This window comes from Desulfomonilia bacterium, from assembly GCA_036567785.1.
GTDB lineage: Bacteria > Desulfobacterota > Desulfomonilia > UBA1062 > UBA1062 > DATCTV01.
In genome coordinates this window covers 38,086-64,549 of the sequence record DATCTV010000054.1, presented here as the reverse complement: position 1 = coordinate 64,549, position 26,464 = coordinate 38,086, and the positions used below count along the sequence as shown (strand labels likewise).

General features: G+C 45.3%; 31 protein-coding genes. 14 read left to right on the top strand and 17 right to left on the bottom strand.

Translation table 11 applies throughout. The features are described 5' to 3' along the window. The first annotated feature begins 6 nt into the window (after positions 1-6). The 4 genes from yidC to VIS94_14300 are packed head-to-tail and all read left to right on the top strand — an operon-like array spanning position 7 to position 4,263. Positions 7-1,665, top strand: a complete 1,659-nt coding sequence (gene yidC / locus VIS94_14315) for a membrane protein insertase YidC (protein ID HEY9162248.1) — start codon at positions 7-9, stop codon at positions 1,663-1,665. 17 nt (positions 1,666-1,682) lie between these two features. After that, the gene (gene jag, locus VIS94_14310) at positions 1,683-2,414 is read left to right on the top strand and encodes an RNA-binding cell elongation regulator Jag/EloR (GenBank protein HEY9162247.1); all 732 of its coding nucleotides are present in this window, start codon (positions 1,683-1,685) and stop codon (positions 2,412-2,414) included. Next, a complete protein-coding gene (gene mnmE / locus VIS94_14305) occupies positions 2,411-3,724 on the top strand; it encodes a tRNA uridine-5-carboxymethylaminomethyl(34) synthesis GTPase MnmE (GenBank protein HEY9162246.1) in 1,314 nt (437 codons plus the stop codon). Before jag ends, mnmE begins: the two co-directional genes overlap by 4 nt. Then, complete coding sequence (locus VIS94_14300; GenBank protein HEY9162245.1) at positions 3,724-4,263, top strand: RsmG family class I SAM-dependent methyltransferase; 540 nt, start codon at positions 3,724-3,726, stop codon at positions 4,261-4,263. The genes mnmE and VIS94_14300 overlap by 1 nt, the downstream gene beginning before the upstream one ends. On the opposite strand, the gene VIS94_14295 is transcribed toward VIS94_14300, so the two are convergent. Both VIS94_14295 and VIS94_14290 read right to left on the bottom strand, forming a co-directional pair. Then, positions 4,247-4,687 (bottom strand): Hsp20/alpha crystallin family protein, encoded by a 441-nt coding sequence (locus VIS94_14295; GenBank protein ID HEY9162244.1) that lies wholly within the window; start codon positions 4,685-4,687, stop codon positions 4,247-4,249. The two genes, VIS94_14300 and VIS94_14295, sit on opposite strands and share 17 nt — an antisense overlap. 12 nt (positions 4,688-4,699) lie before the next feature. Next, positions 4,700-5,557 (bottom strand): RNA polymerase factor sigma-32, encoded by an 858-nt coding sequence (locus VIS94_14290; GenBank protein ID HEY9162243.1) that lies wholly within the window; start codon positions 5,555-5,557, stop codon positions 4,700-4,702. A gap of 169 nt (positions 5,558-5,726) precedes the next feature. Between VIS94_14290 and VIS94_14285 the strand changes: the two genes are divergently transcribed. Then, positions 5,727-7,298 (top strand): LysM peptidoglycan-binding domain-containing protein, encoded by a 1,572-nt coding sequence (locus tag VIS94_14285; GenBank protein HEY9162242.1) that lies wholly within the window; start codon positions 5,727-5,729, stop codon positions 7,296-7,298. A gap of 2 nt (positions 7,299-7,300) precedes the next feature. Here VIS94_14285 and cutA read toward each other — a convergent pair whose 3' ends face one another. Continuing rightward, the gene (gene cutA, locus VIS94_14280) at positions 7,301-7,618 is read right to left on the bottom strand and encodes a divalent-cation tolerance protein CutA (GenBank protein HEY9162241.1); all 318 of its coding nucleotides are present in this window, start codon (positions 7,616-7,618) and stop codon (positions 7,301-7,303) included. Positions 7,619-7,770: 152 nt separating this feature from the next. On the opposite strand from cutA, the gene VIS94_14275 reads away from it, so the two are divergent. Next, positions 7,771-7,986 carry a DUF2892 domain-containing protein gene (locus tag VIS94_14275; protein ID HEY9162240.1) on the top strand — a complete coding sequence of 72 codons (216 nt, stop codon included), beginning with the start codon at positions 7,771-7,773 and terminating at the stop codon, positions 7,984-7,986. On the opposite strand, the gene pgsA is transcribed toward VIS94_14275, so the two are convergent. From pgsA to argB, 14 genes are read right to left on the bottom strand one after another with little or no spacing between them, the layout of a single operon-like run. Further along, positions 7,987-8,520, bottom strand: coding sequence for a CDP-diacylglycerol--glycerol-3-phosphate 3-phosphatidyltransferase (pgsA, locus tag VIS94_14270; protein HEY9162239.1), 534 nt, complete (start codon positions 8,518-8,520; stop codon positions 7,987-7,989). A gap of 2 nt (positions 8,521-8,522) precedes the next feature. After that, a complete protein-coding gene (locus VIS94_14265) occupies positions 8,523-9,146 on the bottom strand; it encodes a lytic transglycosylase domain-containing protein (protein ID HEY9162238.1) in 624 nt (207 codons plus the stop codon). 59 nt (positions 9,147-9,205) lie between these two features. Next, positions 9,206-10,720 (bottom strand): response regulator, encoded by a 1,515-nt coding sequence (locus tag VIS94_14260; protein HEY9162237.1) that lies wholly within the window; start codon positions 10,718-10,720, stop codon positions 9,206-9,208. Beyond that, positions 10,708-11,190: a 2-amino-4-hydroxy-6-hydroxymethyldihydropteridine diphosphokinase gene (gene folK / locus VIS94_14255; protein HEY9162236.1), complete on the bottom strand. Its 483-nt coding sequence runs from the start codon at positions 11,188-11,190 to the stop codon at positions 10,708-10,710. The genes VIS94_14260 and folK overlap by 13 nt, the downstream gene beginning before the upstream one ends. Then, entirely contained in the window at positions 11,190-11,882 is a 693-nt protein-coding gene (locus VIS94_14250; GenBank protein ID HEY9162235.1) for a fumarylacetoacetate hydrolase family protein, read from the bottom strand. Before VIS94_14250 ends, folK begins: the two co-directional genes overlap by 1 nt. 60 nt (positions 11,883-11,942) lie before the next feature. Beyond that, a complete protein-coding gene (gene dapB / locus VIS94_14245) occupies positions 11,943-12,743 on the bottom strand; it encodes a 4-hydroxy-tetrahydrodipicolinate reductase (protein ID HEY9162234.1) in 801 nt (266 codons plus the stop codon). A gap of 11 nt (positions 12,744-12,754) precedes the next feature. Then, positions 12,755-13,627: a 4-hydroxy-tetrahydrodipicolinate synthase gene (gene dapA, locus VIS94_14240; GenBank protein ID HEY9162233.1), complete on the bottom strand. Its 873-nt coding sequence runs from the start codon at positions 13,625-13,627 to the stop codon at positions 12,755-12,757. A gap of 2 nt (positions 13,628-13,629) precedes the next feature. Next, a complete protein-coding gene (gene lysA, locus VIS94_14235) occupies positions 13,630-14,892 on the bottom strand; it encodes a diaminopimelate decarboxylase (GenBank protein ID HEY9162232.1) in 1,263 nt (420 codons plus the stop codon). 30 nt (positions 14,893-14,922) lie between these two features. After that, positions 14,923-15,342 (bottom strand): hypothetical protein, encoded by a 420-nt coding sequence (locus tag VIS94_14230; protein ID HEY9162231.1) that lies wholly within the window; start codon positions 15,340-15,342, stop codon positions 14,923-14,925. Between the two features lie 22 nt (positions 15,343-15,364). After that, entirely contained in the window at positions 15,365-16,753 is a 1,389-nt protein-coding gene (argH, locus tag VIS94_14225; GenBank protein HEY9162230.1) for an argininosuccinate lyase, read from the bottom strand. Beyond that, positions 16,746-17,957 (bottom strand): argininosuccinate synthase, encoded by a 1,212-nt coding sequence (locus VIS94_14220; GenBank protein ID HEY9162229.1) that lies wholly within the window; start codon positions 17,955-17,957, stop codon positions 16,746-16,748. The genes argH and VIS94_14220 overlap by 8 nt, the downstream gene beginning before the upstream one ends. Before the next feature lie 13 nt (positions 17,958-17,970). Further along, the gene (argF, locus tag VIS94_14215) at positions 17,971-18,873 is read right to left on the bottom strand and encodes an ornithine carbamoyltransferase (GenBank protein ID HEY9162228.1); all 903 of its coding nucleotides are present in this window, start codon (positions 18,871-18,873) and stop codon (positions 17,971-17,973) included. Beyond that, positions 18,870-20,033: an aspartate aminotransferase family protein gene (locus tag VIS94_14210; protein ID HEY9162227.1), complete on the bottom strand. Its 1,164-nt coding sequence runs from the start codon at positions 20,031-20,033 to the stop codon at positions 18,870-18,872. The genes argF and VIS94_14210 overlap by 4 nt, the downstream gene beginning before the upstream one ends. A gap of 5 nt (positions 20,034-20,038) precedes the next feature. After that, on the bottom strand, positions 20,039-20,911 hold the full coding sequence (gene argB, locus VIS94_14205; GenBank protein HEY9162226.1) for an acetylglutamate kinase: 873 nt from the start codon (positions 20,909-20,911) through the stop codon (positions 20,039-20,041). A gap of 195 nt (positions 20,912-21,106) precedes the next feature. Between argB and VIS94_14200 the strand changes: the two genes are divergently transcribed. From VIS94_14200 to VIS94_14165, 8 genes are read left to right on the top strand one after another with little or no spacing between them, the layout of a single operon-like run. Then, positions 21,107-21,679 carry a hypothetical protein gene (locus VIS94_14200; protein ID HEY9162225.1) on the top strand — a complete coding sequence of 191 codons (573 nt, stop codon included), beginning with the start codon at positions 21,107-21,109 and terminating at the stop codon, positions 21,677-21,679. 18 nt (positions 21,680-21,697) lie between these two features. Continuing rightward, positions 21,698-22,711, top strand: a complete 1,014-nt coding sequence (locus VIS94_14195) for a CsgG/HfaB family protein (protein HEY9162224.1) — start codon at positions 21,698-21,700, stop codon at positions 22,709-22,711. Between the two features lie 20 nt (positions 22,712-22,731). After that, the gene (locus tag VIS94_14190; GenBank protein HEY9162223.1) at positions 22,732-24,138 is read left to right on the top strand and encodes a hypothetical protein; all 1,407 of its coding nucleotides are present in this window, start codon (positions 22,732-22,734) and stop codon (positions 24,136-24,138) included. A gap of 15 nt (positions 24,139-24,153) precedes the next feature. Next, the gene (locus VIS94_14185; protein HEY9162222.1) at positions 24,154-24,552 is read left to right on the top strand and encodes a YcfL family protein; all 399 of its coding nucleotides are present in this window, start codon (positions 24,154-24,156) and stop codon (positions 24,550-24,552) included. Between the two features lie 38 nt (positions 24,553-24,590). Then, a complete protein-coding gene (gene lpoB / locus VIS94_14180) occupies positions 24,591-25,187 on the top strand; it encodes a penicillin-binding protein activator LpoB (GenBank protein ID HEY9162221.1) in 597 nt (198 codons plus the stop codon). A gap of 24 nt (positions 25,188-25,211) precedes the next feature. Further along, the gene (locus tag VIS94_14175; GenBank protein HEY9162220.1) at positions 25,212-25,601 is read left to right on the top strand and encodes a phage holin family protein; all 390 of its coding nucleotides are present in this window, start codon (positions 25,212-25,214) and stop codon (positions 25,599-25,601) included. Continuing rightward, positions 25,583-25,867 (top strand): hypothetical protein, encoded by a 285-nt coding sequence (locus tag VIS94_14170; GenBank protein ID HEY9162219.1) that lies wholly within the window; start codon positions 25,583-25,585, stop codon positions 25,865-25,867. The genes VIS94_14175 and VIS94_14170 overlap by 19 nt, the downstream gene beginning before the upstream one ends. 33 nt (positions 25,868-25,900) lie before the next feature. Continuing rightward, positions 25,901-26,449 carry an isoprenylcysteine carboxylmethyltransferase family protein gene (locus VIS94_14165; GenBank protein ID HEY9162218.1) on the top strand — a complete coding sequence of 183 codons (549 nt, stop codon included), beginning with the start codon at positions 25,901-25,903 and terminating at the stop codon, positions 26,447-26,449. The last annotated feature ends 15 nt before the right edge of the window (positions 26,450-26,464 follow it).

Genomic DNA, 26,464 nt, shown 5'->3' with positions numbered 1-26,464 from the left:
GAAGATATGGACAAGAAGACAGTAATTGCCATAGTGTTATCGATTGCAATACTTTTTGCCTGGGATTATTTCGTGCTGAAACCGCAAAGGCTTAAGAATGTAAAACCGCAAACAACAAAAGAACTGCCCGTCAAAGAAAATCCGTCACCCTTAATTCCTGAATCAGAAACTGTCGCACAGGCTTCCCCTGTTGCACCGGATACTGCACAGGAGGAGTTTATTGTCACGAATACCCCCTTATTTGAAGCGAAATGGAGCACAAAAGGCGCAAGACTAATTTCCATGAAACTTAAAAAGTATAATGAATTTGCACAGAAACCGAACCCAAGCATAACCGAACTTGTTAAAAGAATGTTCGATAAAGAGGCCTCCAAAGTCAAATCGTCCGAACTTGTTCAGGCAATAAATACCCCTATGCCCGGCGTTTTCTTAACAGGTGGTGCAAGTGATGAAAACCTTATATTCAATGCAAGTAAAACCGGTACAATATCAATTGACAAAGATGCATTCGCACTTTCATTCGATACCCGGATCTCAGATGGAATAACCCTTAGGAAAACCTTCACCATAGACCCCGGGACATATTTTATCGGTTATAAAAACACAATCATCAACTCATCGGATAAGGCCAGGTCATTGGGCATCAATGTAGTACAAAAGGTTTCATATCCTGTGGATGGCCAGTTATCGAAAACAACATTTAACGGGCCCGCGCTCTTAAACGGGAAACACCTCGAAGAATTCAAGCTATCCAAAATAAAAGAACCAGGCCAGTTCAGACCGTTTACCGGCAACATAAAATGGTTCGGCTATGAGGATACTTATTTCCTGAATGTAATAGTCCCCATAACTGCACCTGAAGCATCTGTTAACATTTCAAGACTGGACAATACATACATTGCCAGTTCGTATTCACAGCAGTATGAGGTTCAGCCTGGAAAAACCATAGAACAGGATCTGGGCATGTACATTGGTCCCAAGGAGTATAATTCATTGAAATTATATTCAAAATACGGACTTAATACTGCACTCAGTTTCGGATTCTTTGACATTGTTGCAAAACCTATGCTTATCAGCATGAACTGGATAAACAGATATGTCGGCAGCTATGGATGGACAATCATTATCCTGACTTTCATAATCAAGCTTATCCTTTATCCGCTTTCTCTGAAGAGTTTCAAATCAATGAAAGGACTTCAGAAAATTCAGCCCCTGATGAAGGAAATCCAGGAAAAATACAAGGATGACAGGCAGCGCCAGAACCAGGAGCTGATGAAGCTGTATAAAGACCATAAAATCAATCCGATGGGAGGCTGTCTTCCCCTTCTACTTCAGATCCCGATACTGTTTGCACTGTACAGAGTTTTTCAGTCTGCAATCGAACTGAGGCAGACACCTTTTCATATTGTTGGCACCTGGCTTCCCGACCTGTCTGCGCCCGACCCGTATCTGATAACTCCTCTTCTTATGGGTGCAAGCTGGTTCATTCAGCAGAAAATGACCCCGACACCAGGGGACGCCATGCAGCAGAAAATAATGATGTTCATGCCGCTGATATTTACATTCATGTTCCTGACATTCCCTTCGGGACTTGTCATTTACTGGCTGATAAGCAATATCCTGTCGATAATTCAGCAGGTTTATATTAATCGTGTAACTGAATAAAGGAGGAAACTGCCACAATGGAATACAAGGAATTTGAAGGCAGATCAGTTGATGAAGCAATCGTCCAGGCCATGAGGGCTTTTCGTGTGAGCTTTGAAGATCTCGATATACAGATTCTGGTTGAGGCTTCAAAGGGCTTTTTGGGAATGGGCGGAAAAAATGCAAAAATAAAGGCGCGGCTGGCTACTGCCCGTGATAATGATTCACCAGTGGATATAGATGATGCCGCCCCTGAAATGCCTGAATCCCAATCAAGTGAAGAGCTGCTGTCACCATCAAAAGAAGTCCCTGAACAGGTTCTGATTGAAATGAAAACCGTTCTAACGGAAATTCTTGCAAAAATGCAGATTGAAAATTCCGAGGTTCAGCTCAGAAGCGACGGCGTGCTTGAGATCACTGGCGACGGCAGCGGGCTTCTGATAGGCAAGCATGGACAGACACTTGACGCATTGCAGTTCATTATCAACCGCATCGCGAATAAAGACCGTCAGGATATGATACACATAACGATCGACACCGAAAAATACAGGGAACGTCATATCGATCGACTCAAATCAATGGCGATAAAGATGGGGCAAAAGGCGAGAAAAACCGGCAAATCCGTATCTCTTGAGATGATGAATCCCTATGACCGCAGAATAATCCACCTTACCTTGAAGAGCGAACCTGACCTCAACACCAGAAGCATCGGTGAAGGGGTTTTCAAGAAGGTGGTTATCCAGCCCAAAACGAGGAAACAGCCACGATAAAGCCCCTAACCGTTTTTGCAGAATCGACACCAAGAGGTACAGGTGCCATAAGCATTATCAGAATCACCGGTCCGGAAACACTTCGAATATTGCGTTTAATAACCGGAATATATGAATGGCCACCCCATTTTCAGAAAAAGGCCGGAATAAAAGACCCCGATGCAAAACTTGTTGATACTGTTATGGCTGTATTTCATCCCGGGCCGTCATCTTATACAGGAGAGGATACGGCCGAAATAAGCTGTCATGGGAACCCTCTTCTGGTTAAATCTGTTATCGATACCATAATTGCAACAGGCCTTGCAGTTGAGGCAGACAGGGGAGAGTTCACCTCAAGGGCATATCTTAACGGAAAGATGGATATTGCCCAGGCCGAAGCGATCAGTGCCCTGATAGGTGCAAAAAGTTATTGTGCAATTGAAATGTCGAAAAGCCTGATGAGCGGCAAACTCTCCGATGGCATAAAATCGATAAAGAATGACCTTGAGCAGCTGTACTCAGAGTTTGAAGCCGATTTCATACTCGATGAATCAGAGCTTGATACCAGCCGCTTTCTTCAGAGGATAGAACAGAAAATACTGATGCTTCAAGGATATAAATCCAGCTATGATGAGAGCGGGTATGCATATTCAGGCATTCGGACTGCAATAGCAGGACTGCCGAATGCAGGCAAATCATCACTTTTTAATGCAATACTCGGTTATGACCGAGCAATAGTTCACGAGGAGGAAGGAACTACCAGGGATGTTATCAAAGAGCACCTTGAGTTCAATGGCCTCGATTTTATCTTTCTTGACACTGCAGGATTAAGGGAACCCGGAAAAGGGCCTGAAGCGGCAGGAATTGAAATGACTAAACAGGCAATGGAAAACGCTGATATGGTCCTGTATGTGATAGACTCCGTAAAAGGTATTACCGAAAAAGACAGGCAATGGCTATCAAGTCGGAATAATATAATAGCAGTATTCAATAAATCGGATCTTTGCAGCAAACCTATTGAGATGGCTGATGATATCTTATCGGTATGTGTATCCGCAAAATACAATATCGGAATCGACAGACTTCTGACGACAATGCGGAATCAGTTTCCACAAGGGATTCCCTGTCTTTTCATTGAGAGACATGGAGCACTGGTCAAAAAAGCACTTGATGCATTAAAGGCTTTCAAAAATGGGCTCTTAACTGTTACACCGGATGCAGCGATAACTGATCTCAAAGAGGCAATCAAGGCTTTAAAATCAATCCTGGGTGAAGAGATGGACCAGGACGTACTGGATGACATATTCTCCAGGTTTTGTATCGGCAAGTGATGAACGACATTTTGAATATCTGGATAAGAGAGATCATACGTTTCAACAAATCACTTCACCTCGTTGGACCGCAGGTTTTGAAAAACATTGAGAAGGAAATCGACAACTGCCTGAAGCTTATTGAACCTGTAAACGAAGACATTCTGGCAGATCTGGGTACCGGTTCCGGCATCCCGGGAATTCCGTTTGCGGTTATGCACCCTGGCTCGGAAGTCATTTTAATTGAGCGTTCAGAAAAAAAATGCACCTTTTTGAGACATTCCATCTCCTGCATGGGATTAAAAAATGCAGCAATTGTTGAGGCAGATCCGCTTGTAAGCCATGTCGGTAAATTTCCGGCAGTTATATCCAGGGCATTTTCACCGAAAGATTCTCTTGTAAAGATTGCTGCGGAAATACTTCAAGACAATGGCAAATTTTATTACATGGCATCAGATGAACCATCACTTGATACAAGATTTCAACCGGAAAATTGCATCAACCCAGGGAATCCTGATGGAATGAAAATCTATACCTTCAGATTCAATCCTTGGAAATAGGAACTCTACGGACAGCGATACCCTTTTCCTTCGGCAGGTTGATTTCTAGTACGCCATATTCGAAATTGGCAGATATCTTATCCATATCTACCCCTTCCGGCAGTTTGAAAGTCCTCTTGAATGAACCGTACTGTCTCTCAATCACGTGGTAGTTGTCAATTCTGTCATCGTGGGCCTTGTTCTTGCGGCCACCGATAGATAAAGTGTTGCCGCTGATATCAACGATGATCTCATCCCTGTTCAGGCCGGGGAGTTCCGCCTTTATTGTCACGCTCTTATCATTTTCATATATATCAACGGGAGGGACCAGTTCCTGGGGGCTTGTCTGGGGGGTGGCAGGTTTAATACTGTCTTCAAATATTTTATTCATTCTGTCCTGGAGATAGAGAATGTCCCTCAAAGATTGTCTTTTAAAAACAGGCATTTCTCTCCCCCTTCATATTGTCATATATTCGATATTACCTTTAAGTGCATCTTTAAGCTTTATTCTTACTGCATTTTCTATCTGCCGCACACGCTCCCTGGATATATTATATTTATTCCCCAATTCATCCAGAGTAACAGGCCTGTCAACCATCAGCCTGTGTACGGCTATATCCTTTTCTCTTTCCGACAGCATTGAAAGTGCTGTCTCTATATGTTTTTTAACATTTTCACTTGTCTCTTTTTCAATAAACTTATCTTCAGGATTTGACCTTGTGTCCGCCAGAAAATCCAGAAAGCTTGTATCACTGTCTGTAGCTATTGGACTGTCAAGAGACTGATCCCTTGATGACAGTCTGGAAATTATATCCTCAATCTGCTTCTGATCGACAGAAAGCTTTGCAGATATTGCCTGAGATCTACTGTCAATATTCTGACCCTCGAGGTGTTCTTCTCTGGTAAGCTTATTAAGTCCATAGAAAAGCTTTTTTTGAAGTTTTGTCGTACCGATTCTCACATGCGAGAAAAATTTAAGGATGTAATCGTGTATCATGGCCTTTATCCACCACACCGCATAGGTCATAAGCCTGTAACCCTTATCAGGGTCATACTTCTTGACGGCAATCATCAAACCGATGGTGCCTTCCTGGATAATATCTTCAATAGGCAGTCCATATCCTTCATAATCCATTGCTATTCTTACAACGTTTCTGAGATTCGAAGTTATGAGACTTTGTGCCGCCTCAACATCATTATAATCCCTCAGCCGTTTAGCCAGAGAATACTCCTCTTCTCTGGAGATAACAGGGAACATTTCAAATCTTCTTATAAGTTCTGATGAACTGTTATTTCTGATTACTGGCAGATTCATGTTTTTCCTTACCCTCCAGTTATTAATCTATATTTTCTTTGTTTTATCGTCAATATTTGCCTTTTCTAAGCAAAATATAGACGAAATATTAAGCTTGAAAGATTCATTTATTTTTTGTAAATGATGAAAACCTATGTAAAACTGTTCATCAGGGAGGTAACCTTTTAAAATGCTGAAGTTGAAGGGAAATTTAATATGGCTTCTGCTTTATGCATTTGTCTTTTTATCATGTTCACACATGCCGCAGACATACCCGCCTCCCGATATAACCGGGCATGGGGACCATAACCAGCCTCAAGGTAATAAGCCAATCATAGAAGAAAATAAACAGATACCGCCTGAAACAAACCAAATCGAACCCGAAACCAATCAGGTATTAACAGAAAATAAAAAATATATAGATAATCAAAATAAGGGACCAACTGGTGACGGCGCTGAAGAAAAACAAAACGCCGATACAAAAGTTTCAGCCTGCAGATTGCCTGGTATGGATAACATCGAAACAAAAAAATATATTGATAAGGCTCTCGGTAAAGACAGGGCTTATTATATCGGCGAACTCAACCGGTTTGAAAAGGTGCGTCCGAGGATGGAGGCTATCCTTGAGGAGCAGGGCATCCCAAAGGATCTTGTATACCTGGCTTTTGTAGAAAGCGGCGGTAATCCCAATGCCTTATCACCTTCGGGAGCCTGCGGTTACTGGCAGTTTCTACCCGGTACGGCAAGGCTTTACGGACTTAAGATCGATCGTTGGGTCGATGAAAGGAGAGACCTGGATAAATCAACAAGGGCTGCAGCAAAATATCTCAAAGAGCTTTATAAAATGTTCGGCGACTGGCTGCTTGCCTGCGCCGCATACAATGCCGGCGAAATGGCAATAGACCGGCTAATGAAAAAAAACAGTGATGTAAAAACATTCTGGGACATCTCACCGGACATGATATATAAATACGAAACAATTGCATTTGTCCCTAAAATACTCGCGGCAGTACAGATCGGCAGAAACCGCGATAAATACAATATCCCCCAGGCCATTGACGCAGAACCTGCATGCTATGATACAGTCACAGTCAACTCATACATTACATTCGAAAAGATATCAGGCATAACAGGCAGCCCTGTTTCCGCTATTACCTCTCTCAATCCGGAACTTATAAGAAAATGCACCCCCCCCCGCGCAAAAGAGTACAAACTGAAGGTGCCTGCAGGCACCGGAGAACTAGTTGCATCATCATTGAAATCAGATAAAAATCTATCCGTTCAATATGCTTCATATGCCGTTCAGAAAGGTGATACCCTTTATTCGATTGCAAAAAAACATGACACAACAACCGATAAGATTCTGGTATTCAACAGGATAGATAAAAAGGACAAGCTTTCCCCGGGAACTGTTTTAATAATACCAGAAGATATTTACATGAAACAAAAGGAAAAGAAGATCCTCGCTTCAAAGGATTTCAGAACTCATAAAAACAGTCAGCAGGATGAGGAATTGGAGGATGCAACCATAAAATCAGATATGGCCGTTGAGAAAAATAAGTCCAGATATGCAAGCATGACCTCCATTAACAAAAAACCCCGCGTGCTAAGATATAATGTTAAAAAGGGTGATACGATCTGGAAGATATCAAAACTTTATGAGGTTAAAGAAGCAGATATCAAGAAATGGAACCAGCTGAATTCCTCATCCAGCATCCGCCCCGGTGATAAACTGACTATCTATATAACTGGTGAAAGATAGGATTAAGGTTTCGTTTCATTTTCAATCCAGTTCAAGAAATCAGGATTACCTCCAGCGACAGGCAGACTGACTATACAGGGAACAGTGTAGCTGTGAAGTTCCCTGACCTTCGCTGTCAATTCATCGATTAATCCGGTCCTTGTTTTTGCAATGATGACTGTTTCCTCTTCTTTATGAACCTTTCCTTCCCAACGATAGATGGAGGTCATCTTCTCAAATATATTGACACAGGCGGCGAGTCTCTTTTCCACCAGCATCGATCCTATTTTTTCTGCCTCAGCCACATTTGAAGCCGTTATATAAACAAAGCTCAGTTCCATGTTATCTCCTTCATGATATCTTGTGAAAAGAATAAACAAGTATTATCTGGTGTCAATAAGCATCAGGGATTGCCAGGAATGATATTTTCAGGTTAAACTGCTTCTGGTTTTTGACTGAAATAATTACAAACAAAATCCTTATGGAGGCTTCAATGGATAAAAATGTAGGAACAGCCGACAGACTTGTCAGGGCTCTTATTGTTTTTTTGACTTCTATCGCTTTTTTGAAAGGGTGGCTTAAAGGTAAGTTCGGGCTTCTTCTGATGCTTGGCGGAGCATCCCTGATCTCAAGTGTTATGTCTGGTTATTGCCCGCTTTACGAGCAACTTGGCATCACGACAGCCCCCGAGCAGAAGGCGTCTCACTGATCATGCGACAGCCTTGATGTGGCTGTAAATATAATCCCAACCGCTCCAGATGGTGAAGAAGCAGGCTATCAATAGAAAAAATTCGCCTGCTTTCTGAAATTCTATACCGAGTATTGTATAATGAATCAGGAGTCCGATAATCGCCGTACACTGAAAGGCTGTCTTGTATTTCCCCAGCCATGATGCGGCGATTATCACATTCTGCTCTGAAGCGATTGCCCTTATACCTGTTACGGCAAGCTCCCGGCCTATTATTACTGCAACTATCCAGGCAGGAGCCCTTCCCATCGGAATAAGAAATATCAGGATCGTGCATACCATCAATTTGTCTGCAAGAGGGTCCAGCAGTTTCCCGAGGTTTGATTCCATGTTGTAGTTTCTGGCCAGATACCCATCCAGAAAATCGGTAAATGTTCCCAGACCGAAAATAGCCGCCGCCGCAATGGAAGCCCAGAATGATTCATAAACCATTAGCACGGCTATAATCGGAACCATCACGATGCGGGACATTGTAAGGATATTGGCTATATTCATAGTTATTTTACCTTACTGTTGTAATTCGCCTTGATAATTCGAACATAATCCTGCGTTTCCTGATAAGGAGGGATGCCGCCCCATTTATCGACTGCGCCGGGGCCTGCGTTATATGCGGCAAGCGCCTTTTCGATATCCCAGTTATACCGGTTCAGCATATCTGCCAGATATCTTGTACCCCCCTTGATGTTCTCCTCTTCATCCCAGGGATTGACGCCTAGAATGCTTGCAGTTCCGGGCATGAGCTGCATGAGCCCGATTGCCCCTTTCGAGGACAGCGCCATGGGATTGTAACCCGATTCCAATTCCATGACACACTTTACCAGTAAGGGGTCTACCCCGTGAAGCCTTGAATATTCCTGAATCAACTGGTCGTATTTTTTGTTTGAAAGCTTGAACTGCGGTATGCGGCTGATGCCGGAATATGACTTCGTTTTTATCTTGCGCTTCTCTTTCAAATAAAGCTTCATATCGCTTCTGTCTATGGGGCAGTTGGTGAAATATAATGTACCGTCAGGAAGCACCTGTTTATAAATGTCCGCTTTGCATGGGAAAAAGGGGATAGAAATGGCTATCAGCGTAAAGCTTAAAATTTTAATTATGCCATTCACTCTTGATGAAAACATATTTTTATCCTTACATTTTCTAATCGGTCTTTTCAGGTGAACCCATTAATTATCATAAATCAGCAGCTTTGCGCCATAAGCTTTTTCTGGGACAGGAACCTCGGGAGATATACCCTCATTCTGGTGCCTTTGCCGAGAGCACTTTTTACAGTTATATAACCGCCATGCTCCTCCAGGATCATATATACTTTTGTCAGTCCCACCCCGGCACCTTTCTGTTTGGTGGTAAAAAACGGATTGAATATCTCCTTTATCTCGTCCGGCGGAATACCTCTTCCTGTATCGACAAAATCCACAATCATGTATTCAGGGTCAATCTCTACGTTTATTTCCAGCAACCCCTCCAATCCCATTGCCTCACAGGCATTTTTTATAATGTTTCCGAACGCTTCAATAATGAAATCCTTGTCAGCCTGTATATTAGGAAGCCCATCGGGGGTATTCACCATATACCTGATCCCTGGAAATGATCCATTGGCAAAAATCTGTTGAATAGCTTCATCGATAACATCTCTGATATCCAATTGAACGAACATGGGTTTATGTATTTTTGTATAATTTACATATTCTTCTATTTCCTGGATCACGTTCTCAAGTCTTCTTACATCATCCATGATATAATCGAGATAAAGCTTGGGTTCTCCCGAATCCTGAATTACCTTTCCGAGTCTCCTCGAGAAACCACCCAGTGAGGTCAGTGAGTTTCTTATTTCATGAGCGACCCCTTCTACTACTTTGCCAAGGGATGCAAGCTTTTCCGTATTGATCATCCGCCTGCGCATTTCATCGATATCGCTCAGATCGCGCACAACTACGACTATATAATCTTGGTATGGATCTATATTAAGCCTGGATGCAGTCATAAATCCCGGGAAAGTACACCCGTCAAGTCTTTTGAACAGACACTCAACCTCATACTTGTCAATTCCTTCATCCAGGGCACTGTTAAGCTCTGCAAAGATGTCACGATGAAGGTTATGTAATAAAATGCCGATATCCTGTCCGTTGAGGCTGCCGGTTGCCCCCCAGAGTCTTAAGGCGGTAGAGTTCATAAAGTTTATCCTGCCTTGAGGATCTGTGGTAATCACCGCCTCCCCCAGTGTTTCCGTAATACTGACTATATAATTCTTATGTGCCTCCGAAACAGTCTTTAATCTGATATTCTCGAGAAGGAGATCATGTTCCTTTATCCACTTTCCGGCCAGATGGGCAAGGTCGGTATATGATATGGGTTTTGTCAGATAATCCACCGCACCCGATTTCATTGCGGTTACTGCAATATCTTCCGAACCTTCGCCGGTCATGAAGATAACAAATGCATTTTCATCAAGGTTTTTTATTCCCTTTAAAACCTCCATGCCGTCCATTTCCGGCATGCGGTAATCAAGAAAAACAAGATCATGCCTTTCTTTGTCGAATATCTCTATGGCTGAAGGACCGTCATATGCCTGATTCACCATGAACCCGTATTCTTTCAGATAATCTGAAATAACTTTATTGACGATCTGATTGTCGTCAATAACCAGGACCTTTCGTTTCTGCTCGGATTCTGAAGTTTGATCTATATTTTCCATATATTTAAATTTTCACTATCTTTTAATGATTCTTTAACCTCACGAATATATCTGCCTGACGGCAGTAACATATCCGGTGAAATTTCGCCAAGCGGCCAGATTACAAAAGCACGTTTTTCAATTCCCGGATGCGGCAGTATCAGAACATCCGTACGAATAAAAATATGCTCAACCATGAGGATGTCAATATCCAAAGTCCTCGGTGCATGGCGATATGGTCTTATACGCCCCAGTTTATTTTCAATATCAAGGCAGTCTTTTAAAAGCGCAAACGGCCCCATATCAAATGATACCATCACCGCCATATTCAGATAGTTTCCCTGAAAATCATCTGTTTCAAACGGCAGCGATTCGTATATGGAGGATTTCTTTAATATATTGATTTTTCTAAGTGTCAATTCTGACAGGGCGTTTTCAAGGTATTTCTTTCTGTTCCCGATGTTTGATCCTATCGAAAGATAACCGAGCATTATACAAGCATATTTTCAAGGACACCTATGCCTTCTATCTCAACACATACCTTGTCGCCCCTATTCATAGGGCCTATACCTGATGGTGTCCCGGTTGCAATTATATCACCTTCATTAAGGGTCATTATATGAGAGATCGTGGAAATAAGCTCATTCACCGGAAAAATCAGATTCGAGGTATTGGATGCCTGCCTGATTTCTCCGTTAAGGACAAGCCTTATATCAAGATTATTGGGATCGCTTATTTCTGTTTCAATATGGGGACCAATGGGGCAGAAGGTGTCGAATGATTTGGCCCTCGTCCACTGTCCGTCCTTGATCTGAAGGTCCCGTGCGGTTACATCGTTAAGACATGTATATCCCTGAACATAACCTGCCGCTTCTTCAGGGCTTACCTTTGAACATGGTCTTGATATAACAACGGCAAGTTCGGCCTCATAATCCACACGTTCGGACTGAACGGGGTAAAGGATGTTATCAAGATGGCCGATGACTGAAGTGCCCGGTTTGATGAAGATGAGCGGTTCTTTCGGAAGGTCAAGACCGAGCTCTTTTGCATGATCACGATAATTAAGACCTACACACACCACCTTTGAAGGAACAACAGGCGGAAGAATTTTTTTAATTGAAATCTCTTTACCCGGTTTTCCCGATTCATTTTCACAGAGTCGCGGTGTGACGCCATCCACCATACAGAAATTAACGATCAAATTATCCCCGGTAATGGCCCTGCCGATTTTCATGATAATTTTTCAGATCCCCAGGACATCAATCATCGTATAGGCCCCAGGGGCCTTTCCGGCAATCCACCTTGTTGCCTTAATAGCACCTGCCGCAAAGTTCTCTCTTGAATGCGCCTGGTGTTTGAGCTCGATCCTTTCTCCATTGCCGGCAAAATAGACGGTGTGGTCGCCAACGATATCGCCTGCCCTTACAGTCTGGATTCCTATTTCTCCATCAGGTCTTTCACCGATCATGCCATGGCGCTCAAACCGGACCTTGTCCTTCAGAGAAACTTCTCTTGCTTTTGCAACGGACTGTGCAAGTCCCAGTGCTGTTCCTGATGGTGCATCTTTCTTGAGTCTGTGATGTGCCTCAACTATTTCTATGTCATAGGAATCACCCAAAAGCCGTGTCAGTTCTTCAACTACCTTGAACATTACGTTTACGCCAATGCTCATATTGGGAGAAAAAACAAAGGGAACCGTCCATGCATAACCCATAAGCTCGGTTTTCTGTGCATCGGATAAGCCAGTAGTTCCTATTACCATTGCTTTTTTATTCTCGGAGGCTATTGAAATCATTTTAAGTGTGGTCTCGGGAAATGTAAAATCTATGATAATATCTGCATTTTTAAAGGCCGCCCTTGGATTATCTGAAACTATACAACCGCATCTTTCTCTGCCAATGGAAAGGCCCGCATCTTCTCCTATGAGTCTGTGGCCTGTTATTTCGAGTGCACCGGCAAGCTCCATATCGGGGGCATCAGCTATTCCCCTGGCTATAAGCATTCCCATTCTGCCGCCTATGCCTATAACACCGGCTTTAATCACTGAACTTCTCCTTATATGCAGCCTTTCTCTCTTAGTGCCATAGCCAGTTTTTCCTTGTTCGCCGTATCCATTTTGCACAGCGGAAGCCTGAATTCTTCGTTTATAAATCCCATCAGTGAAAGTGCTGTTTTCACAGGAATGGGATTGGTTTCAATAAACATGGCATTATGAAACTCGATAAGATCAAGATGCATCTCGGTCGCCTTTGCCGAGTCCCCTGATTCCCAGGCCTTTATCAATCCCGCAACCTTATCCGGCAGGATATTAGCCGTTACTGAAATTACCCCTTTGCCTCCGATAGAAAGCATCGGTAGCGTGAGCGCATCATCTCCGGCAAGGACAGAAAAATCACCACGTGCATGCTTTATGATCTGCGACGCCAGGCTCAAGTCTCCGCTCGCCTCTTTTATACCGACTATCGTATCTATTTTTGATAGCGCAATCGTTGTAGCAGCAGGCATATTTATACCCGTCCTTCCGGGTATATTGTAAAGCACCACCGGTATGTCGCATGATTTGGCAATTGCTTCGAAATGGGCGAAAAGACCTTTGGGTGTAGGCTTGTTGTAATATGGCACAACAGACAGGACACCATCCGCACCGGCCTTTTTTGCATGTTTCGTAAGGCTTATCGCCTCATCAGTAGAGTTCGAGCCTGTACCCGCAATAACTTTTACGCGCCCTCCGACCTCGGCTACGCTCAGATCGATTATCCTTTTATGCTCTTCGTGCGACATCGTGGCTGATTCGCCCGTGGTTCCGCAGGGAACGATTCCCGACACTCCGCCGGCAATAACATGATCGATAAGCTTTTTGTATGCCTTTTCGTCAACTATGCCGTCTTTAAAGGGTGTTACAATCGCTACTATCGCTCCGGAAAACATGTCTATCCTCCCAGCAATGACTCCGGTATAATCTCGCCGGAGATCAGCTCTTCGTAAGTCTGCCTCTTCCTTACCACAAAGTACCTGTTCCCATCTACCAGGACTTCGGGAATATGTGTCCTGGCATTGTAATTCGAACTCATGGCAAAACCGTATGCGCCTGCACTCATCACTGCCAGCATATCACCGCGCCCGACTTGAGGAAGGTCGCGGTCTTTAGCCAGAAAATCGCTGGATTCGCATATCGGACCCACAACATCCACCTTTTCGACATCAGTTTTCCTGTCAAGAAGAGGTTTTATTTCGTGATATGCATCATAGAGTGACGGCCTTACAAGGTCATTCATCCCGGCATCGACGATGATAAATGTTTTTGCAGGGGTTACCTTTCTGTATTGAACCGTTGTAACAAGAACTCCTATATTGCCCACAAGAACCCTTCCAGGCTCGAAAACGAGTTTGAGCCCCAATCCACCGACTTCCTCAATAACCGTTTTTGCATAATCAGCGGGCTGCGGCGGTTCTTCATTCGAATAGGTAATCCCGAGACCCCCGCCAAGATCAAGGTATTTTAAAGCAATACTGTTTTCTCTAAGTTTTCCGACAAGGATTTTCAGGCGTTCAGCCGCATCCCTGAAAGGGGAGATTTCAGTAAGCTGGCTGCCGATATGGCAGTCGATTCCTACTGTTTCCACATGTGGCAGGTTTTTAGCCTTCATATATTGAGCTATCGAACCTTCTATATCGATGCCGAACTTGTTTTTCTTCATGCCTGTGGAAATATAGGGATGGGTCTTTGGGTCGACATCCGGATTGACGCGTATTGCTATCGGGGCCTTTTTCCCAATGATGCCCGCCCTCTCATTGACTACATCAAGCTCTTCCGGGCTTTCGATATTGAACATCATTATTCCGGCCTCAAGCGCCATGTCTATTTCGGCGGTTGTCTTGCCCGCACCCGAATAGACTATCCTTTCAGCAGGAATGCCAGCCTTCATGGCCTTGAAGAGCTCTCCGCCTGAAACAACATCTGCGCCGAGGCCCATGGATGACATAAAACTCAATATTGCCATGTTAGCATTTGATTTCATCGAAAAGCAGGTCTGATGAGGCACGTCTTTCAAAGGCTCTTCAAAAGCCTTTATATGCCGTCTTAAAGTGGGCAGGCTGTAGCAGTAAAAAGGGGTTCCCACATCTGCTGCTATTTCTGAAAGTTTTATGTCGCCGCAGCAGAGTTCATTTTTTATGTAAGAATAGTCATGCATACTTTAATATTTCCTTTCCATCATATTTAATCATTTGCAGTATACCCTGGCCGGAGTCGACCACCTGGTGTCACCCTTTTCAAAAAGGACCCTGTAAACCATACACGGTTCCTCAGGTTTTTCATCTCTCAAGATAACGGTACCGGATGATGTATGTATTTTAATTTTCTTTATGAGATCATCTTCACACTGCGGACACAAACCCTGAGGTTTCCCCAGGAGTGTTATGTCGGCATCATCCGCATTGACTCTGACCTTGATGATATTAGCCGTTCCATCTGTTTTTACCGACCTTATTACTGCGGGGGAATCTTCAACAGGAGGCAGCGGATCAAGCTTTCTGCCGCAGGCCGGAAGGGTAAAGGCAAAAAATAAAAGCAGGCAGGCCATATGTCTGAACGCTGAACTGCCTCTTTTTCTGAATACTCTTTTAAAGAACGTAATATCCATAATCTTCGTACAGTAGATGAAATCAGTTTTTCATCTTATCAAGCATACGCCTGGCCTTTTTTATCGAATCCCTGACATTTTTTCTTGCGGTACCGCCAAAGCTCTTTCTACGGTCAACCGATGAGGAGGGTTTGACATATTCCAGCACGTCTTCGCAGAACTTGTCTGAAAATGACTTGAAGTCTTCGATTGTCATGTCGGTTATCGTCTTTTTAACCCCGATCAGCCAGGAGACAATCTCACCTGTGATATGGTGCGCGTCCCTGAATGGCACGCCTTTTGATGCCAGATAGTCAGCAATGTCCGTTGCAGTGATAAAACCTTTATCGACGGCAGCCATGGCGGATTCCTTTTTCAGCGTTATGCCTTTGACGAGTCCAGTCATGACAACGAGAGAGGATAATGTCGTATCGATTGTGTCGAATATCGGCGGCTTATCCTCCTGCATATCACGGTTATAGGTAAGGGGCAGGCCTTTCATGAGCGTAAGCAGGCTGATCAGGTTTCCGTAGACACGTCCGGTTTTGCCCCTGACAAGCTCGGCCACGTCGGGGTTCTTTTTCTGGGGCATTATTGAACTTCCGGTCGTATAACTGTCCGGGAGTTCGATAAGGCCGTATGCCTGCGAGTTCCAGATTATGATCTCTTCTGCAAGCCTGCTCAGGTGCATCATGATGACACTGCAGGCATAAATGGCATCAAGGGCAAAGTCCCTGTCGCTTACAGCATCCATGGAATTCCTTGACGGCCAGTCAAAACCAAGCCGCGCTGCCGTAATGAACCGGTCTATCGGGTGAGGCGTGCCTGCAAGGGCTGCCGCTCCAAGCGGAAACGATTCGTTCAATCCCTTTATCGCGTCACTTACACGTCTGTAATCCCTTAATGCCATCTCGAAATAGGCGAGCAGATGGTGGGCAAAGCTCACAGGCTGTGCGAACTGCATGTGTGTCATGCCAGGTATTATATCATTGACATGATCAGATGCCTTCTCCACCAGGACCTTCATGAAACCTATAAGGGCTTCATTTATATCCTTTAGGCCATTTTTTACATGAAGCCTCAGATCAAGGGCCACCTGGTCATTGCGGCTTCTTGCGGTATGGAGCTTCTTGCCGGGCTTACCGATGCGCTTTATAAGCTCGGCCTCGATATTCATGTGAACGTCTTCCAGCTTGGGATCAAAATTAAAATTACCGTTTTCTATATCGAGAGCGATCGCTTTCAGTCCGTTAACAATAACTCCGGCTTCTTCTCCTGAAATGATGCCGCAACATGCTAGCATGCCTGCATGGGCGATAGAACCCTCAATATCCTCTCGCCAGAGCCTCTTATCAAAGCTCACACTTTCGGTGAACGCTTCTACTGAAGCATCAGTCTCGTCCTTGAATCTCCCTGACCAGGGTTTATCCATTTTTCCTCAGAGCCCTCATTCTGAGCCTCAAGGCATTAAGCCTGATGAAGCCCTTTGCATCCTTCTGGTCATAGACCATATCTTCATCAAAAGTGGCAACCTCCGGGTTATACAGAGAATACTTCGAGCGTCGGCCCGTCACAATGCAGTTGCCCTTGTAGAGTTTGACCCTGACATCACCCGTAACATTCTTCTGGCTCTCGTCGATAAGCTTCTGCAGTGCAACCCTTTCAGGGGCAAACCAGTAGCCGTAATAAACCAGGTTTGCATATTTCGGCATGAGTTCATCCCTTAAATGCATGACCTCCCTGTCCATGGTGATCTGTTCGATTCCACGGTGCGCGATCTTCATTATTGTCCCGCCGGGCGTCTCATAGCAGCCGCGCGATTTCATACCTACATATCTGTTCTCGACGATATCGACTCGGCCTATACCGTTTTCTCCACCCAGTTCATTAAGCCTTGCAAGGAGCGTTGCAGGCGACATCTTTTTGCCGTTAATGGCCACAGGATCGCCGTCCTTGAAACTGATGGTGATTTCAGTGGGTTTGTCCGGCGCCTTCTCAGGTGACTTTGACAGGATGTACATGTCATCATTCGGGGCATTCCACGGGTCTTCCAGTATGCCGCCTTCATAGCTGATATGAAGCAGATTCCTGTCCATGCTGTAAGGCTTCGCCTTGGTCACGGGCACCGGTATGCCATGCTTTTTTGCATAGTCAATCATCTTATCGCGCGAACGGAGCTTCCATTCGTCCATTTTCCACGGGGCTACCACCTTTATATGCGGATCCAGCGCCCAGAATGTAAGCTCGAAACGCACCTGGTCGTTACCCTTGCCGGTTGCACCGTGGGCGACCGCTTCGGCCCCTTCCTTATGGGCTATCTCAATGGCGCGCTTTGCAATCAGAGGCCTGGCAAGCGATGTCCCGAGGAGGTAAAGGCCCTCATAAACGATATCGGCCCTGAATGCCGGGAATACGTAATCTCTTACGAAATCTTCCCTCAAGTCATCTATATAAAGTTTTTTTGCCCCGGTTTTCTTTGCCTTAGCATCAAGTCCGTCAAGCTCTTCAGCCTGACCCAGATCTGAACAGTAGCAGATCACTTCATAATCTAATTCATCCTGAAGCCATTTGAGCATAACCGAAGTATCCAGTCCGCCTGAATACAGAAGAACAATCTTTTTCTTTGCCTTTGCCATGTTGCATCTCTCCTTATTTATGTGATGCCAGGAAGTCCATTACGGCCTCCTGAACATAAAGTCTGTTCTCTGTCTGGTCCCACACGATCGAGCGTGGTCCCTCGAAAACCTCCTCGCTGACCTCTTCGTCCCTGTGTGCTGGAAGGCAGTGCATGAAAACTGCATCTGGAAGCGCATGATCCATGATCTCAGAAGTAACCTTATAACCATCAAATGCCTTTACCCTGTCAAGTGTTTCTTCCTCCTGGCCCATACTGGCCCACACATCCGTATTCACTGCTATTGCACCCTTAACTGCAAGCATCGGATCGCTTACAAGGCTCACCTTTGCCCCTTCCCTGACAGCCCTGTCCATAATCCCGGCATCAGGCTCATAACCCCTGGGACAGGCAAGCATGAGCTCAAAACCAAGAATGGCGGCAGCGTTTATCCATGAATTGGCCATATTGAATCCATCACCCAGCCATGCGACTTTGCGGTCTTCGATACTTCCGAATTTCTCTATTATTGTAAAGCAGTCAGCCAGCACCTGACAGGGATGGAGCAAATCAGTCAGGGCGTTTATTACCGGCACATCAGTATATCTGGCCATTTCCTCTACATTGGAATGCGCGTAGGTTCTCATGACGATCATGTCGCAATACCTGTTAAGCACCCTGGCCGTGTCCTTTAGCGGTTCACCTCGGGCCATCTGGCTTCCCCCGGGCATCAGAACCACGGGGTGTCCACCCAGCCGGAACACGCCCACTTCGAAGGAAATCCGTGTGCGCGTCGAGGCCTTTTCAAAGACAAGCGCTACGGCTTTGTTTTTAAGGCTTTGGGGCACATCTCCCATTTTAAAGGTTCTGGATTTATCGAACAGCCCGTATATCTCTTCTTTTGTGAGATCTCTTAATGATAGAAGGTCCCTTTTCATAATCCTTTTTCCTTGAGTATCTCATCAATCAAAGAAACCGCCATGTCAATCTCTGATTCGGTTATAACGATCGGAGGCACAAGCCTTATTATCCGATCGCCAATGGTATTAAGCAGAATTCCCCTGGCAAGCCCTTCTTTCGTCATAAAACTGATGTCCGTATCGAATTCTGCGCCTATCATGAGACCTTTTCCGCGTATTTCAATCAATGACGGATGCACTTTCTTGAGTTCTTGTAGCCTGCCTGTAAAATAGGCCCCCATCTTCATACTGCGCGACGGCATATCTTCCTTTATCATAACCTCGAGCGTTGCAAGCCCAGCCGCCATTGCAAGAGGGTTTCCTCCAAAGGTCGATGCATGCGTACCCGGAACGAAGACCTCGGCAACTTCTTCTCTGGCCATTATTGCACCGGCCGGAAATCCGTTGGCGATGGCCTTTGCCATGGTCATGATATCAGGTGTCATGTTCTCGTACATATAGGCAAAGAGCTTGCCGGTCCTTGAAAACCCTGTCTGAACCTCGTCCAGACACAGAAGAATGCCGCTTCTGTCGCAGAGATCCCTCAGTTCTTCAAGATAACCGGAGGGAGGTATCCGTATGCCGCTTTCACCCTGAATAGGTTCAAGAATTATCCCGCCAATGGACTCGTCAAGGACCTCTTTTACAGCCTCGATACTGCCGTAATCAACATGTACGAATCCTTCGGTTATTGGATCGAATCCTTTTCTGAACTTGATCTGGCCAGTCGCAGCAACCGTTGTTATGGTCCTGCCGTGAAATGAGCCGGAGCAGGTGATGATTTTTGACCCGCGTTTACCTTTATCGGCAGAATACCGCCTTATAAGCTTTATTGCACCCTCGTTCGCTTCCGCCCCGGAATTGCAGAAAAACAGTTTTCCATTAAACGCATTCTTGGAAAGCATTTCTGCAAACCTTTCCTGTACCGGTATGCGGTACAGGTTGGAGCAGTGGAACAGGGTCTCAACCTGAGATTTGAGGGCTTCGACAACCGCAGGATGGCAGTGGCCTAGATTGCAGACCGCAATGCCTGCGACCATATCCAGATATGTCTTTCCTGCCTCGTCCGTTACCCGGCAGCCGTTTCCTTTTACAAGTCCGACCGGCAGTCTTGCCGGTGTGTTCATTAAATATTCCACTTCTTTCATCCTTTCGTAATCTGTGTGCCTATCCCGCTGTCGGTAAGCATTTCAAGCAGTATCGAATAGGGAACCCTGCCGTCAATGATATGGGCCTTCCTGACACCGGCACCTATGGCGTCCCTGCAGCATTCTATCTTTGGTATCATGCCGCCTGTTACAACGCCATTCAGAACCATGTCGGAAATCTCGTCATAGTATATACTGGAAATGAGACTTCCCCCCTTATCCAGGACACCGGCTTCGTCTGTGAGGAGTATTAGCTTTTCAGCCTTAAGGCTTGATGCGATGGCTGCGGCGGCGGTATCGGCATTGATATTATATGTGCGGCCTTTCTTATCCACCCCAAGAGGTGCGATTACCGCAACAAATCCTCCGGCCTCCACCGTGTCCACAATGCCGTTATCAACACCTGAAACCTCGCCTACAAGCCCGAGGTCAACCGGCTTTCCATCCGCACCGTCCTTCATAAGCAGCTTTTCAGCCTTTATAAGCCCTCCGTCCTTGCCTGATATGCCGACGGCCTTGCCGCCTTCTATATTGATAAGGTTCACTATCTCCTTGTTTATCTGGCCTGAAAGCACCATTTCCACGACCTTAAGCGTTTCTTCATCCGTAACACGCTTTCCTTCGATAAACGAAGACTTTACTCCAAGCTTATTTAAAGCCTCGTTTATCTGCGGTCCTCCACCGTGCACAACCGTGACCTGAATCCCCACATACTGAAGGAGTACTATCTGGCGTGCGAAAGTGCGTTTGAGTTCAGGGTCGATCATGGCATGCCCGCCATATTTGATTACAATCCTTCTGCCCCTGAAATCCTTTATATAAGGCAGCGCCTCGATAAGTATTTTTGCCCTTTGAATCGCCTGTTCCATGGTATTATCCTTAATTAAGAATGAATTTTTATATTAACACTCACATTTATAATATTCCAGAGCTTTGAGAAAAAATTTCACCGCAAACAAACAAGCTGAAGCTTCCGCCAACAATGCCTTATTGTAGAATAAAGGGCTTTCATGTTAATGTTCAGCCAGATTTTTATTACATCAATAATTCACTGGAGGCATGTCATGAAAAAAACAATATGCATACTGATGCTTCTTACACTTGCGGTACCGGGTATGTCTTATGCCGGAGGATATGTACTGGGCAACTTCGGTTTCGGCGCCCCTTCAGATACAACAAGCGCCGGGAACTGGAGTGCGGGTGCGGAATTCGGAGGCATCTTCCTTTCAAGTCTTCATCCTACCGGCGGGTCATTCAGTGCTGGGGTGGGTTTCTCGGTGTCTGTCCCCAAAAGCAGCAACAAAGTCCCCAGTTATAATGGAAAATTGCCGGCAGGTTTGGGCAGCTATGTTCCATCGAGCGATTACTATGACGGTAATGAATATGAGGCAAACATATGTCTCGGCGCAGAGCTGGCCCCTTCTTTCTTCCTTAATCTAGGAGGAGGATACGCATGGTGGAACGAAGAGACGGTTACAGATCCCATTCTAGGGACCAGATACCTCGTTGATTCATCAAGTAAGAATGCAGTAACCGGCATGCTCGGGCTTCGTTATGCGGTGCAGGGCTTTATGATGGGCCTTGGATATCACACCAGAAGAGGCGTTGTAGTGAGCCTTGGAGTCGCATTCAACTGATAATATATGAGGCCTCTCATGATAAGAAAATCAGCCCGCCCGATTTTCATTTTACTGGTGATTTTTTTTCTGTGCTGCTGGCCTGCATATGCAAAGATGATAACAATAGCCGTTCCGAGGCTGTCCGTATGGACCGTAGATAATACAGGCCGGATAAGTGCAACAAACGTCAGCAGCTATACCCCATGGGGCGGGACGACATACTCACAAATAAACATTCAAAACGGCAGAAGCAGGCTAAAGGAAATCGAACTGCCGAATCTCACCGACGTCTTTATAAGGCATCTGGTCGAAAGCGGCAAATTCACGGTGGTTGAACGCGCCAAGGCGGACAGGATACTCGGTGAGATATCCATGAGTGAAGCAGGCCTTACGGATCCCGCATCCGCCATAAATAAAGGAAAGATGCTAGGCGCCGAATACCTTGCCATAGGTACGGTTTTCCAGGCAGACCTTGGATTTGAAATAAGGGAAATACCCTATACCGAGCAACAGCAGGTAAGGGACAAGGGTGTAATCAGGGTTGAATTGAGGATAATTGAGACAGCCACAGGCAGAATCATAAGCTCTGTAATTGGAGAAGGCATAGCAGTACGGACAAAATCCCTGGAAAAAAAGGCCTATGGTGCAGAACTTGAAAAGTATGACCCTTTTTTCGATACACCTTTTATGCATGACCTGTACGATGCCCTAGGCAATGACCTCACAACAAAAACGGTTAATGCATTCTTTCCTTTCAGGGTGATCAACGTTGAGGACAGCACATTAACCGCAAACAGGGGCAGCAATTTCGGGATCAACGCAGGAGACGTATATAATGTGATCAGGACAGGAGAATCTATTAAAGACCCCGATACCGATAAAATAATCGGGAAACAGGAAACCGTTATTGGAAAAGCAACTGTAGTTTCGGTACAGAAGGAGGCATGCACGCTGAATTTTAGCGGTTCAAAAGCCTCTGTCAGACAGGGGGACCTTCTGATATTGCCGGGAGACCCCTATGAGAAACTCAAAGAAAAGGACAGGTTTTAAACCGTGACCGGGAATTATTAATGAAAAGATTTTTTTATGTAATTTTGTGTCTCGTTCTGTCTGCAGCATTGAGCGGCTGTGCGGCCTTCAGCAACTATACGAGAGATACCGAAAAAGCCAGGATCAGCATTTCACAGGGGAATTTCCAGCAGGCCCTTAAGGAATTCCCGGAATCAAAGGCAAAGTCAGGCAACGAAATTCTGATAAGAATGGAAAGGGGAACGCTTCTGCAGGCAACAGGCGATTTTCAGTTCAGCACCAAAGAATTTGAGCTGGCAGCGGGTCTCATAAAAGAACAGGAAAACAAGGCGGTAATCTCTGCCTCAGAGGCGGCTTATCAGACGGCATCGCTTCTTGTAAACGAGAAGGTGATCCCGTACGAAGGCCAGAATTTTGAAAAGGTAATGGTGCATACTCTGGATGCGCTCAATTATCTGATGATGGGAAATACGGAAGATGCAAGAGTCGAGATCAGGAACTCATACCGTGTCCAGCAGGACCTGTATAATAAACATTATAAGGATATTGAAAAGGCAAAGAAGGATTCCCAAGGCATGAATTATGAAGATTCCTTCAAAACATCCGGCAGCGACAGTTATAACAGGATGAAAGAGACCGCCAGTTCGGTGGTCAGCATTTACCAGAATGCATTCGCATACTACATAAGTTCTCTGGTCTATGAACTGAACGGCGAAGAGGACGAGGCCTACATCGACCTGAAAAAGGCCATCCTGTCAGCCCCGAATTGCGTTGCCCTGCAGAGGGATCTGATCCGTATGAGCAGGGACCTCGGCTACAGGGATGACCTTGACAGATGGCAGAACAGGTTCGGTAGATTCACTCCTCTTCCAAAGGATTCAGTTGATATATTCGTCATTTTCGAACTGGGGCTCGCCCCGTACAGAGAGGAATTCAAGCTCGTGCTCCCCATTCCGTCAGTGGGCCTTGTATCTGTTGCCGTACCGGTATATGCCTATATCCCCTCTCTCGTCACAGGCGGATTTATAACTGCGGGTGGTTTGTCTGACGAGACCAGCATTGTGTCCGACACTGATGCAATCGCTTCAAGAAACCTTCTTGACGACTATCCGATTTTGCTGGCAAAACAGGCTGTAAGAGCAGCACTCAAGGGTACCGCAACAAGGGAAGCCGGCAAGCAGTACGGCGGCTGGGCACAGCTTGCCGCAGGAGTTGCATTTGCCATAACGGAACAGGCTGATTTGAGGACATGGTCCACGCTTCCCAAGCAGATTCATGTTGCAAGGCTTTTCGTACCAAGGGGGACTGACGAGCTCACGGTAACGGCACTGCCGGGCGTTCCGGGAAAATTTTCAGAAAAGATTAAGATACCTCCCAACGCAAGGCATGTTGTCGTGCTGGCAAGGGCAACCGACAGCAATATTACAGTCTCTTCAAAGTCATATTAACATAAGGGGGAACATATGAAAAAAAATTGTCTGCTTTTTATTCTCATCTGCCTGATTCTTGCCGGATGCGGCGGCGTTGCTACAAATATTATCGATGCAAGATTGGATGGAAAAAAGACCGTAATCATCAATGACGGGGCCTTGAATCGTCAGATAACCTTCGGCGAAATAAGGATAAACGGGGCCGAAGTCCAGGTGGAACTTCAGAACAAGGTCAGCAGGGATGTCAGTTTTGAATACCGTTTCATATGGTATGATTCAAGCGGGGTAGAGACATCCACGATAACCAACTGGATTCCTGCGGTTCTGACCGGCGGGGAAACAAGGGGATTCAAATCGACTCCTCCATCCGAAGCATCCGTCGGCTACAAGATGATGATAAGAAGACCCCACGCAATCACACCTTTCAATTAGATGAAATTCAGGTAAAATACCAACCAGGAGGCAAAATTATGAAAAAGCTTATGATACTGTTATCCATTCTTCTGGCAATAATTATTTCATCAGGATGCGCCAGCACGCCCAATGTAAGTTACGGCAATCCCGAACAGGTTGAAACAGTCACAGCGGACTTCGGCTCTACCGATCTGCAGATGATCGCTGAAAAGATGGTGAACTCGCTTCTTGCAACACCGCTTCTTCAGTCAGGGAAAAGGCCTGTCATGTATGTATCAAACGTCAAGAACAAAACTGACGAGCACATAGACACAAAATCCATAACGGACAAGATAAAGGTTACCCTGCTCAAGTCCGGAAGGGTGCAGTTTTCGGCTGTAAGTGAAGCAAACGACGAAATCATAAAACAGCTTGAATATCAGAATCTGACAGACTATGTAGACCCCGGCACGAGAAAGAATATCGGAAAACAGGTCGGTGCGGACTATTTTCTTTACGGTGAAATCACGTCCATAAAGAAAAAGGCTGGCAAGGTTGAGGATGTCTATTTCAAAATAACTCTTAATCTAGTAAATATATCCACCGGCCTTCTTGAATGGGCCGATGAAAAAGAAATTCGCAAGAGCGCAAAACGGCCGCTCCTTGGGAATTGATTAAAATTTAAGGAAGATTGATTGATGAAGGTTGAAGAAATACCAAAACTATCGTTGCCCGCCCTTGTCTTAACATACCTGAAAGGGATTATGAAACTGGCCGGCATGGAAAAGGCGTATGTCAAGAAAGAGGTCAAGGCCGGATTATCCCAGGCTCCTGTCGGTTTAGCCCTTGCAGTTGCGGGGCTGATTCTGCTTGCTTTGGGCGGACTCATGTTTCTTGTCACCTCGGTGCTTATCCTTTGCATATGGCTTCAGCCCTGGGCGGCGGCACTCATAGTTGCCGGAGCACTTGTTATCCCGGGAATTCTGTTGGCCCTTATCGGGCTCATTAAGGCAAAGAAAGACTTAGCACGTGCCAGGGCTTCATTCAGCCAGGCTGGAAAGGATATAAAATGTCTGAGACAGAAATGAGAAAGGATATTGATGCCCTGATTGCTGAATTAAAGGCCCTCAGAAGTGAACTCGGCATCAGGTACGGGTTTTTGAAAGAGGATGCGGTCAATGGAATAAAAATTGTCGTTCTGATTATCGCCTCAATTATAGGTCTGAAAATGGCAATTAAATTTCTTAGGATACTTCTGTCCTTCCTCCTGAAACACAAGCTCGGACTTGCGGCCATATCGGCACTTTGCTATCTTGGCTGGCGCGGTCTGAAACAGGAAGAAGGGACCGTATAGTCTACTCAAACATATCGTCTCGAGGAGGCAGGAATGGATATCCAGCGAAAACTGGAAAAAATAACAAGCAGGACAGCGGTTCTTTATGCCATGACCGGACTGCTTGTAATACTGGCAAATCCATCAGTTATGGCATGCTTCTTCGGTATTCTGATTGTCGCAGCTGGGGAGGCGCTTCGTTTCTGGGCAACCGGTCATATAAAGAAGAATGAAGAGCTCACAACTTCAGGACCTTATGCATATATCCAATCTCCGATGTATCTCGGGAGTTTTATAATAGCAACGGGCATGTGCATCATGGCAAGAAATTCGGTCATATGGGTTATTGCAACAGCGGTTTATTTCCTGTCATACATCCCGCGAAAGCAGGAAAAGGAATGGGCAAGACTTGAAAAGCACTTCGGGGAAAAATTCCTGAAATATAAAAGCGAAGTACCTTATCTAATACCCACTAAAACTCTTCCTTACTCGGATGCTGAAATGAAACCCTGGTCGTTCGCACAGGCTATAGAAAACAATGAACACCAGGTTGCCATCGGTGTGGCGCTGCTGGCAATATTTATAATGATAAGAATCTTCTGACGGCTGCCTGGCAAT